11 protein-coding genes are annotated in these 11539 nt (G+C 46.2%); 7 read left to right on the top strand and 4 right to left on the bottom strand.

Going from position 1 to position 11539, the window contains the following annotated elements; all coding sequences use genetic code 11:
• The 7 genes from J7J62_07955 to J7J62_07925 all read left to right on the top strand — a co-directional run.
• Positions 1-288 (top strand): gliding motility-associated C-terminal domain-containing protein (locus J7J62_07955; protein MCD6125086.1); only part of this gene is annotated, 288 nt, incomplete at its 5' end.
• An 18-nt stretch (positions 289-306) separates the two neighbouring features.
• A complete protein-coding gene (locus J7J62_07950; protein ID MCD6125085.1) occupies positions 307-3162 on the top strand; it encodes a type IX secretion system membrane protein PorP/SprF in 2856 nt (951 codons plus the stop codon).
• Between the two features lie 159 nt (positions 3163-3321).
• A complete protein-coding gene (locus tag J7J62_07945; GenBank protein ID MCD6125084.1) occupies positions 3322-4527 on the top strand; it encodes a 2,3-bisphosphoglycerate-independent phosphoglycerate mutase in 1206 nt (401 codons plus the stop codon).
• 19 nt (positions 4528-4546) lie between these two features.
• On the top strand, positions 4547-5644 hold the full coding sequence (locus J7J62_07940; protein MCD6125083.1) for a hypothetical protein: 1098 nt from the start codon (positions 4547-4549) through the stop codon (positions 5642-5644).
• Between the two features lie 57 nt (positions 5645-5701).
• Positions 5702-6520, top strand: coding sequence for an Mrp/NBP35 family ATP-binding protein (locus J7J62_07935; GenBank protein MCD6125082.1), 819 nt, complete (start codon positions 5702-5704; stop codon positions 6518-6520).
• Between the two features lie 53 nt (positions 6521-6573).
• Positions 6574-7818: a nucleoside:proton symporter gene (locus tag J7J62_07930; protein MCD6125081.1), complete on the top strand. Its 1245-nt coding sequence runs from the start codon at positions 6574-6576 to the stop codon at positions 7816-7818.
• Between the two features lie 85 nt (positions 7819-7903).
• Positions 7904-9145, top strand: coding sequence for a nucleoside:proton symporter (locus J7J62_07925; GenBank protein MCD6125080.1), 1242 nt, complete (start codon positions 7904-7906; stop codon positions 9143-9145).
• Positions 9146-9147: 2 nt separating this feature from the next.
• On the opposite strand, the gene J7J62_07920 is transcribed toward J7J62_07925, so the two are convergent.
• The 4 genes from J7J62_07920 to J7J62_07905 all read right to left on the bottom strand — a co-directional run.
• On the bottom strand, positions 9148-9507 hold the full coding sequence (locus tag J7J62_07920) for a regulatory domain protein (GenBank protein ID MCD6125079.1): 360 nt from the start codon (positions 9505-9507) through the stop codon (positions 9148-9150).
• Between the two features lie 13 nt (positions 9508-9520).
• On the bottom strand, positions 9521-10372 hold the full coding sequence (locus tag J7J62_07915; GenBank protein MCD6125078.1) for a KaiC domain-containing protein: 852 nt from the start codon (positions 10370-10372) through the stop codon (positions 9521-9523).
• Positions 10373-10485: 113 nt separating this feature from the next.
• Positions 10486-11250, bottom strand: coding sequence for a hypothetical protein (locus J7J62_07910; GenBank protein ID MCD6125077.1), 765 nt, complete (start codon positions 11248-11250; stop codon positions 10486-10488).
• A 27-nt stretch (positions 11251-11277) separates the two neighbouring features.
• Positions 11278-11539, bottom strand: a 262-nt coding sequence (locus tag J7J62_07905) for a hypothetical protein (protein ID MCD6125076.1), incomplete at its 5' end; no start/stop codon positions are given.

The following is an 11539-nucleotide window of genomic DNA, read 5'->3' as shown; positions in this document are numbered from 1 at the left end:
CCAGTTCAATGCCGCGTAACGAGAAATCCCATAACCCCCAATGGTGACGGCTTCAACGATGTGACGAGCTTTGAGTTTTCAAATATACGGAATACAACGAAAAATATAGAAGTTCTTATTTACGATAGAATTGAAAGGCTTGTTAGAACAGTCAAAAGAAGCGCTGAAGGGTTCATATGGGATGGAATGGACGAGAACGGAGACCCAGTCCCTCAAGGGGTTTATATATATGTAGTTATCGTCGATGGTGACGCAGTTTGCAGTGGGACAATAAGTGTTGCTAAATAAAGTAGATAGGGGGGAATAATGCCGAAAAGCACTTTAGTCATATTAATTTTTGCCCTGTTAAGCCTGTCATTCTCGCAAGTTGATATAACTTCTCCGCGCGGTATTGGTCTCGGTGGAGCATATTCTGCCCTCGCCAATGATGGTTTTTCCCCTATTTGGAACCCTGCCAATATGGACGCATTTCCTGATATGGCGCTATCGCTGGCTTATACTGCTTTCTATGCTGGCATACACGGTGATATGATACAGGAAGGTGCTCTGGGAACAGTGTTAAAGCTCGACCGAAAGCTTCGATACGGTTCATTCGGCATATCTTATATACAATATCTGTCAGATATATATTCGCAGGGGAAGATAACATTCGGTTATTCGAAAAGGCTCGTGGGCACAGCTGTGGGCAGATGTTTCGCCGTGGGGGTTAATGCTGCCATAATAAGAAGCAGTTTTAACCGCTCAAACTTTGTGAATTTTGATGATAATGACCCTGTTTTTTCCGTTCGAACCTCTACAGCAGACCATTCCATTGATGCTGGGATGCTAATAAGACCAGCCAAATTCATGACTATAGGTCTCGTCGCCAGCAATATTAATAAACCTGACATATCGATATCTCAATCTGGTGCAAATAAACTCCCGCTTATAGGCAAATTCGCTATGGCGCTAACCACCAAACCCATAACGGTTGCATTCGATGTTGAATACTATGATAAAGCCCCCTCGGACAAAAGACTTCAGATACATGCAGGGGTGGAAAAGCAATTCGGGAAAAACCTTTTCATCCGCGCGGGCTGGAACAGGCACGAGTTTACTGCGGGATTCGGATACAAGCAGAAGCGGAAAAAATCAGCATGGTCGGTTGACTACGCCATATCGTATTCTCTGGGCACTGACATAGCAAGAGAGTTCTTCACCACGCATCGGGCAGGATTTAACCTGTGGGTAGCTCCCCCACCGGTGCCAATCGAGGAATTAGCCATAATTCCCGATTCAATAAAGGTAACGCCGGAAACCGTATTTGTGGGCGACTCGGTTAAAATAACTGCTCTTTTCGAGAACCGCGGTGAGATAGTAGAACGAAAAGTTCCTGTAGCAATTTACTATCAGCGCCCGGATAGCACATGGACACTAATAGCTCCTGTAGAGAGGGTCAACATAAGCCCGGGAGAGCTTTTCGAGCTCGGGTGGACATGGACACCGACCGAACCCGGTATATATGAGATTTTCATCGCTATAGACAATGATGCCAAGGAATTACCAAAAATAACCGGGAGAGTTCAGGAGACAGACGAAAAAGACAATGTAGCCTCCACTAGGGTCATCGCTATAATGAAACCAAAGGGGAAAATTAACCTTTCGCAAAATAAACTCGTTATATCGAGACTCGAACTTTATCAAGAGGAAGAACCGCTTATTCCGATGGTCTTCTTCGACGAGAACTCATCAAGCATAAAGAAAAGATATGAGAAAATGCTTTCAGTTATTGCACGCCGACTTGCGAATACTCCCGATGCTTTTGTTGAACTTTACGGTTTCTACGAAGCTCACACTGACACGATTAATCCCGGAAGCGTTGCTAAGGCACGTGCTGAAGCCGTTAGGGAAAAACTTATTGCTTTGGGTGCCCCAGCCGGGAAGGTAAGATTTCCGACCGAGGAATACGACACCGCTGCGTCGTTGGTGGGTGACCCAATGAAACAGGCGATAAAGAAGGACAGGATTCGCATGTTTGCTGAAAACAGGCGCGTTCAAATAGTGGGCAGGGTTCTGCCTGAAAAGGATTTCATGGTTGTCATACCGTGCTCCGAAGGCAGCCTTCCCGATGACTTCTCGAAACTTGCAGCATATGTCGAAGCGATAAAGAGCATGCTCGAGAATAACGACGAGATTTACATAATATCAGAGGCGTATTCACGCACCAAAGAGGGTGAGGACCTTGCATTTGAGAGAGCAGCCACCACAGCCAAATGGCTGCGTGAAAGATTGCCTAACTACCTTGACGAAAGAGTTCTTATCCACTACAGAGTGGACACATCAGCCAATCCCAACGAGGTCCGGGTATTTCCGTCGGCGGAGGCGCTGGTTTTCAGACCCGTTGAGGCAAACAAGGTTCTCGAAAACTACGAAATAGCGGGCGAACGGGAGAATTTAATAAAGCTCGATGTTGAAGCAGGGATGGGCGTGGATAGTTTTATACTCGATGTAATAAATTCGAGGGGCAACATTGTGAGACACCTTGCGCGGGGCAAGGATAAAGTGCCTGAGAAAATAGTGTGGGATTGGCGGGATGATGCCGGTCACCTTCTCGATTTCAAGAAAAAATACTTCATAAGACTACGATTGTGGGACAAGGTAGGCGGTTATCTTCTTGCGAAATCAGATACGCTGTCTATAGAGGTCGAGGAACTAAGCAGAAAAATAGAGGGACTGGTAATAATAATATTTATGTTCAGCACCGATAAACCGCGCAGCAAATTCCTCGAATCAAGGATGGAATACATCGCCAAACAGCTTATTCATCGCGCTCAAGGCGGAAGATACAAACTCATAGCTACTGTTGAGGGACACACTGACTCCATAGGACCCGAGTACGATAACCTGCGTATATCAAAACTCCGCGCCGAAAGGGAGTATAATCGTCTTAGACGATACATGAGATTTTTGCTCGGGCTTAAATCAGATGCTGAACTCGACAAATGGATGCGAGACCACAAGCTTACTTTGCGAGCAAAAGGCTTCGGGGAGTCGAAACCGTATGTCATACGAATATGGAATCCTGCTAAAAAAACCACCGAGCCAGTTTTAATCGGTGATAACAGGTTCCCGGAAGGGCGGATAGCAAATAGAAGGGTACTGCTTCATATATCGACTCGATGATGGAATAAAAACAAAACCAATCCCCCACGAGAATAAACAATTTGTAAATTCCCCCCAGCCGAGCGATGTCTTAGTTTGCTCATCAATCCCTTTACGGCGTGAAAACAATTGACATTGCCCCTGCCCACAATTAATTAAGCTAAAATAGGAGGTCATACGATGAAAAACTTTTTACCGCCAAGTCTCATAAGGAAAAACGACACGAAGCTGATTCTTCTGGTTATAGATGGTCTCGGAGGTACTACCAACGAGGAAGGTTTTTCGGAACTTGATGTGGCTAACTTGCCAAATCTTAATGAGCTTGCCTCCAAAAGTTCTTGCGGACTTCAGATTCCTATCGACTACGGCATAACTCCGGGCAGTGCGCCTGGGCATCTCGCTCTTTTCGGCTACGACCCCGTCAAATATCAGATAGGAAGAGGAATACTTGAGGCACTTGGCGTGGGGCTTGAGGTTAGACATGGCGACCTCGCCGTGCGAGGAAATTTCTCCACATTAAAGGATGGCAAGATAGTTGACAGACGCGCAGGACGAATTCCAACCGAGGAGTGCGAGAGACTCGTTAAAAAGCTTTCCGAGAAAATCAAGCTCATAGAAGATGTCAAAGTGATAATGAAAGCAGGGCTCGACTACAGGTTTGCGGTAGTGTTTCGCGGTAAAGAGCTTTCGGACAAGGTTACTGATGCGGACCCACAAATAAACGGAATGCCACCTGAACCAGCAAAACCCTTAACTATAGAAGCTGAGAAGACCGCGCGGATAATAAACAAATTCATAAAGCTTGCCACAGAGGTGCTTTCGGATGAGCCGGTCGCTAACACGGTAATACTTCGCGGATACGCCAAATTCCCGCAGATAGAATCGTTCGATGTAAGGTATGGTCTCGATGCGGCGGGAATAGCAACCTATCCCATGTATAGAGGGCTTGCGAGCCTGGTTGGGATGAAAACCATCGATGTAACCGGTTTCTCTATAGAGGAAGAGTTCAGATTAATAAAAGAAATATGGCCCTACTTCGACTTTTTCTTCGTGCATGTGAAGAAAACCGACTCACTCGGCGAGGACGGTGATTTTGAGGGGAAAGTAAAAAAGCTCGAGGAAATAGATGGGTATTTACCCATCCTGCTTGAGCTTTCGCCCGATGTTATGGTGGTTACAGGAGACCATGCCACACCTGCTGTGTTAAAATCTCATAGCTGGCATCCAGTTCCTGTTCTTCTTTGGAGCAAGTATGCTTTCAGGGACGATGTGAAAAAGTTCTGTGAGCGAGAGTGTGCAAAAGGCATTTTGGGAACAATCCCAGCGCTTGCTATAATGCCGCTTATGCTTGCCAACGCACTGAGACTTAAGAAGTTCGGGGCATAAAACCTCACGCCCAAAAGAAATGTTGGAGACCACCGAAAAAGTTCCTGACGGTTTTCTCAGCGAGTTCCTCGAACAGGAGAAAGTGCGGATATTCCTGTGGAGAGCATACAAAACTGGACGAATCGCCTCGGCATATTTGTTTTCAGGACCCGCCGGTATAGGGAAGTTTATCGCTGCGTATCAATGGGTTAAGTTTCTAAAATGCCCCAACAAATCAAACGGTAAACCGTGCGGAAAATGCAAGTCGTGCACGACTATGGATAGCTGGACCAATCCTGATGTCTTGATTATTTTCCCTATGCCGAAATCCGTTTGGGACAGCGAAACAAGAAGGGATGCGTATGCTGAATTCAGATTAAACCCATTCATGCGTCCCCGATTCGATAGAAAGCCCTCCATTATCCTCGATATGATTTACGAGATTCAGCAATTCTTGCAAACGCCTGCTACATCTCACGGTGGAAAATTCGTTATTATAACCGATGCCGAACTTATGAACATTCCTGCCGCGAATTCATTCCTCAAAACGCTTGAGGAACCACCGTCGGGAAGCTACATAATAATGACTTCTCAGCGCCCGGAAGCTCTTCTGCCAACAATCCGTTCGAGAACTCAGGAAATCAAGTTCAGAAGGCTATCCGAGCGAGACATATTAAAAAAGCTTGAGGATAGATTCGATGTCCCGCACGAGCTTGCCGCAGAGGTTTCGAGACTTGCCGATGGAAGTATAGCCAATGCACTGAGATATCTTACGCCAGAGTTTGAAGCGCTGCGGCGGCAGGCGTTAAAAATAATAGAAGCGGCCTGCAAGCGAAACTACGAGGCAGTATGGAGCTGGGCTGACGAGGCACCCGCAAAGACCGATTACGCTGAGCAGATTTGCCTCGCTTTGATAACGATATTAAGGGATATGCTCGCATCAATTATTGGTGATGATGTTAGCGTGATGAACAGTAATGAGGAAGGGTTGATAAGAAATTTAGCAAAAAGCTGCGGCGACATAAAAAGGATTGAGCGCACTTTGGCTGGTGTTACAACACATTACGAAAACCTTTTGCGCAATCCACAATACAGGCTATTTTATGGCTCATTAGCGGCAACGCTTTTGGGGATTTAAAATTTTGAAAGGAGCGTTAAAATGGCAGAGCAAAAGGCTCCGCGACCGCCTTTCGGCATGGACGAGGAGTCGAAGAAGATTAAAGCCCGAATGAGCAAGATAAAACACAAACTCCTCATAATTTCGGGCAAAGGTGGTGTGGGCAAAAGCACCATAGCGGTGAATCTTGCCTACGCTTACACTATTAAAGGCCAATCCGCTGGACTTCTGGACATTGACATTCATGGTCCATCCATAGGCAGGTTAGCGGGCATAGAGGGTTTGCAGCTTACGCTTAATCCAGATCAATCGATAGAGCCCATCGAGAAGGGTGGCGTGAGAATCGTGACGATGGCATCGCTCCTTCAGGATACCGACCAGCCCGTGATATGGCGAGGACCGCTTAAAATGAAAGCCATAAAGCAGTTTCTTGGCGATATAAATTGGGGTGAACTCGACTGGCTTGTTATAGACTCGCCTCCAGGAACGGGCGATGAACCACTGTCGATATGTCAGCTTTTGCCTGACCTCGATGGTTCGATTATAGTCACGACACCGCAGGATGTGGCGCTTCTTGACGCCAGAAAAACCGTTAAATTCTCACAGGCGCTTGGCGTTAAGGTTATAGGTATCATAGAAAACATGAGCGGTTTCGTTTGTCCCCACTGCGGAAAAAGGACGGATATATTCAAAACTGGAGGTGGTGAGAAAGCCGCTAAAGAGTTTGGAATACCATTTCTGGGAAGGCTACCCCTTGAGCCAGCCATAATGGAAAGCTGCGAACTCGGAAAGCCCTATGTCTGGATGTTCCCTGAGTCGGAATCAGCGAAGGAAATAATGAAGATAGCCGATAAGATAGCCGAGATAATCGAGACTACCAACAAAAACAAGCAATAACCCAGCTATTCCACGTGATCGTCGCTTTGCACTGGCTGCTGAAAGGGGGTTCTATGGTTCAAAGTGTGCTTGGTCTGGTGGCGTTCATACTGATAGCGTGGTTAATAAGCGAGAACAGAAGGAAAGTAAGCACAAAAATAATTTTAGGAGGACTACTTCTTCAGCTTATAATCGCGATCTCCATTCTTAAATTCCCATTTCTTAAGAATATTTTCTTTGGAATCAATAGAATCGTCGAGCTCGTCCAGAGGTCAACACTTGAGGGGACTAAGTTTGTTTTCGGCTACATTGGCGGTGGCGAAGTCCCTTTTGAAGTTAAACCTGGTGCATCAACTTTCATTCTTGCTACGCAAACGCTGCCGCTGGTAATAATTATAAGCGTCATATCATCAATTCTTTTTTACTGGCGAATTTTACCATTTATAGTCAGGTGTTTCAGCTATGTTTTAAGAAAAGCTACTGGTATAAGCGGTGCATTAGGACTCGGTGTCGCTTCAAATATATTTCTGGGCATGGTCGAGTCGCCGCTTATGATAAAGCCTTATGTCAGCCGAATGACGCGCTCCGAGATTTTCGCAATAATGACAAGCGGCATGGCAACCATATCCGGCACAGTAATGTTTCTATACGCAGCGATATTAGACCCCGTTGTTCCCGATGCTTTGGGTCACATTCTTATAGCTTCGCTTATTAGTGCACCGGCTGCCGTGCTTATAGCTATGACCATGGTACCTGAGACCGAGAAAAGCACTTATTCTGAGGCTCGACTGGACTTTCGGGGCGCGGATTCAACAATGGATGCGCTGGTAAAAGGCGTTGACTCAGGGCTTAAAATCTTTCTGAACATAATAGCAATGATAATCGTGCTTATATCGTTGGTGGCGCTTATCGATAAGTTTATCGCGGCACTGTTTCCATCGGTAGGTGGTCAGCCTCTGAGCCTTGAGAGGCTGCTTGGATACATAATGGCGCCTTTAGTGTGGCTTGCTGGAGTCCCTTGGAAAGAAGCTTTGACCGCAGGGCAACTTATGGGAACCAAAACCATAATAAACGAACTCGTAGCATACACGAAACTTGCGTCTTTGCCTGCTTGTGCCTTGTCAACAAAAAGTAGATTGATAATGACCTATGCAATGTGCGGTTTCGCAAATTTTGGAAGTTTAGGAATAATGATAGCGGGGTTCAGAGTTATAGCGCCTGAAAGGCAAAAAGATGTGCTTTCGCTCGGCATAAAATCCATAATCGCGGGAACACTCGCAACGCTTATGACTGGTGCGGTGGTGGGCGTAGTGTTGTGATGAATTTTGAGCTGTAGATACGCAGAGATGTGGTTATGTTAAACAAGCTTTAATTGCGCTACGACGGTCGCCGAAAGGGGGCACCATGATTCAAAGTGTTATTGGTCTTGTCGCCTTCATTTTCATTGCGTGGCTTATTAGCGAAAACAGAAAAAGAGTAAACACGAAGGTAATATTGGGTGGTTTACTTTTACAGCTCGTTTTAGCCATTTTGCTTCTTAAATTTCCCATCCTAAAAAGTTTTTTCCTTTGGCTCAACAAACTCGTTGAGGTTATTCAGGAATCGACCCTTGAGGGGACTAAGTTTGTTTTCGGATATATCGGCGGCGGCGATGTGCCGTTCGAGGTTAAGTCTGGCGCGTCGACATTTATACTTGCCACCCAATCACTTCCTTTAGTTCTGGTTATGAGCGTGATATCATCTATTCTTTTTTACTGGAGAATACTACCTCTCATAGTCAAGGGTTTCAGCTACATTCTCAAGAAAGCCACTGGTATCGGCGGCGCCTTGGGACTCGGTGTCGCAGCGAACATTTTCGTGGGTATGGTGGAGGCACCACTTATTATAAGACCTTATGTCAGCAAAATGACCCGCTCTGAGCTTTTCACGCTTATGACGAGTGGAATGGCTACCATAGCGGGGACAGTAATGTTTCTTTACGCAGCGATATTAAGGACCGTAATACCCGATGCTCTTGGCCACATCCTTATAGCATCAATAATAAGCGCACCGGCTTCGATACTTATTGCTATGGTTATGGTTCCGGAGACACAAAAGAGCGCTGTAGAGAAAGTTCCGTTCACCTATCGAGGGGCTGAGTCAACTATGGATGCACTCGTGAAAGGCGTGGATTCTGGCCTGCAACTTTTGCTCAACATTATTGCCATGCTCATCGTTCTCGTAGCCCTCGTGTCTCTTGCCAATAGAATTGTTGGCGTTCTACCTCCGATAGGCGGCAAACCCGTAACGCTTGAAAGACTATTCGGCTATGTAATGGCGCCCTTAGTGTGGCTTGCAGGAGTTCCCTGGAAGGAAGCCTTGACGGCTGGACAACTTATGGGTACTAAAACCATAATAAACGAGCTTGTTGCTTATGTTAAACTTGCCTCGCTACCTGCCGGCGCGTTATCGGAAAAGAGTAAACTTATAATGACCTATGCAATGTGTGGTTTCGCAAACTTCGGTAGTCTTGGAATAATGATAGCAGGCTTTAGAGTTATTGCGCCCGATAGGCAAAAAGATGTGCTTTCACTCGGAATAAAATCTATAGTAGCAGGGACCCTCGCGACCCTTATGACAGGCGCAATAGTGGGGATAGTAATGTAACCTTAGATAGCCCCTTCGTTACGAAGCTGCTCGAAAGCGAGTTTAGCAAGTCCACCGGCGATGTGTTCGGAGACATCGGGGAGCTCTCCTTTGACATACTTCTCCACTGTCTCGGGTTCCGAGGAAAGGATGTTTCTCACAGTAGCATCAGTTATTCCCAGCTCTGCAGCAATAGCTTTGGATGTCTTGCCGCCGAGTTCCTTTAAAGCAATCACATAAGCCGCCTCAGCAAGGCTTGGTAGCCAGGTCAGATTTCTGTGTTCTATCAACTTTTTAAGCCCGCCAACAACATCTATCGCTCTGTTGAATACCTTTCTCGCCACCTCATCGATATTGCCTTTTGGTTCCGATATAATGGGCATTTTAACCTCCTTTTTATGTTTTCGATATGAAGGTTTCGAGTGGCTCAACGAACTCAACGAGTCCTGTGTCAGTTATTTCGAACACCCATGTTCTCGTATCGTGTGGGACCACGCGGCAGCCGTCTATTCGTATCGTTCTGAGCACTGACCCCAGAGGCAAACCGTAGAGCTGTGATTCCCATTTGCTCTTAACGAGCACTTTCCCCATGACAACTGTTCCATCCACTATGTGCGCTACTGCCAATCCACCAGCGGCTTCAGCGGTCTCCGCAGCTTGTGAACTTCGTTTTTGAGATATAAGAAGTGCCGTTTGACCAAGTTTCTTAAGTTCGTTGAAAACCACTCTGACCACCTGCCTCGCCATTATTTCTTTATGTTCGTATAATCCAGTTATACTGTCAACCACTGTTATTTTCGTCTCGTATGTCTGGACAGCATACCGAACTGTTTCCACGAAATTATACAAATTCTCCCTTATCGAGGGATTCGCTGCCGCATCGACCACTACCATGTTCTCCTTCACCTCATCGAATGACAATCCCATGACATCAGCTTTTTGCTGCAGCGCCGTGAAAAGGAACTGCGCGGGCGCCTCGACCGTCACGAAACACACTCCATATCCGCGTCCAGCTTGAAAAACGGCAAACTGCTCTGCAAGAACTGATTTTCCAGTATCAGGCTCGCCAGTAACATTTATTACGGCTCTAAATGGTATCCCGCCGAGAGGTTCCTTGGTCCATTCCCCGCCCTTTTTCACAAGTTTATAGAAAAGTTCATCAAGTCCTGTTGAAGTGGGTATGCCGAAAATTTCTGGTGCTTCGTCCTGATAGTCCTCAAGTTTCCTGACAAATTTTTTTGGGTCTATTGATTGTTCCATATTGATTTTTCCTCATGAACAAAATTTTTTGACAAAGCTAAGCAGCAAAATAAAAGCCCGTTCCCAAGAACGGGCTTCGCTCACACTTCCTAAGCCTTCATTCAGTCCATAAGGGTGAAGTTGGCTACTCTTTGGTAGGCATAGTTGAAGTTTATTTTTGCGTATGGTGTTGACGCTACTGCCGTTATCTTAAGCTTAACATAGTGCCATGTGTCGGTGTAGTTCTTCCTTACGACGATTGCATAAACCTGATTAAGACCTATCAGAGCGTTGTCGATATAGCCTGATGTGGGAACATTTCCCACATTGTCATAGGTAGCATCGATAATTTTGAACCCGGTTACATTACCATCAGCCCAGAGAATGTGTGCGCTCGTTAATGTGTTGTCGTTGTCATAATACATGTCAATGTAGCTCTTGTTCTCGCTCATAAGCGAGTAGGATGCTCCCTCACCGGAGGTCCAGTTCCAGCCCCATGCGCTGTTATATCCAACAGGTGCAGCGCGGATGTAAAGTTCCCCTGTCCCCTCGTAAGGTTCAGTTGACGCCTCAATAGCCGCCGATTCCTCATCACCACGATACGCAGTAACTCTGTATGTCCCTACCTCTGTGGGACCGACATGTGTCCAGTGAGTTACATCAGCGTCAACATCAGCTATCTCAGCACCATTGAAGTAAATTATATATCCGTCAATGTCCTCAGTTGGCGAGGGCGACCATGAAAGCTCGAGATCGACTTCATTCGTGGCGCCTTTTAGGACAAGGTTTTGCGGTGGTTCAATGGATTCTTCGGGTGGTGGACAACCATATCCGAATATGAGCACCAAAATGGCTATAACGAGAAGAAGCAGATATTTCTTTCTCATGTGAAACCTCCTTTTTGGGGGAAGAATTTATTTTACTCTTCCGCCCTTTGGTCTTGGTTTGGGCACAGGCTTGGCTGGAGCTTTTGGCTTTCCAGTGGGTTTCGCCGTGGGTTTCTCAGCTTTTGGCGCAGCTTCCGCAGGTTTCTCAGCCACAGAGAATAGCTCAGGATGATTGGTCTTGAGGTCATTTATTGCTTTCTCAAGTTCAGTTACCTTCGCCTCCAAATCGTTGACTTTAACTGTCAGGCTGTCAAGTTTGGCAACGAATTCGTCGATTTTCTGCTGGAAT

This window comes from bacterium, assembly GCA_021159335.1.
Lineage (GTDB): Bacteria > UBP14 > UBA6098 > B30-G16 > B30-G16 > JAGGRZ01.
Note: the sequence above shows the minus strand (reverse complement) of the source record. Positions and strands in the feature narration are given on the sequence as shown.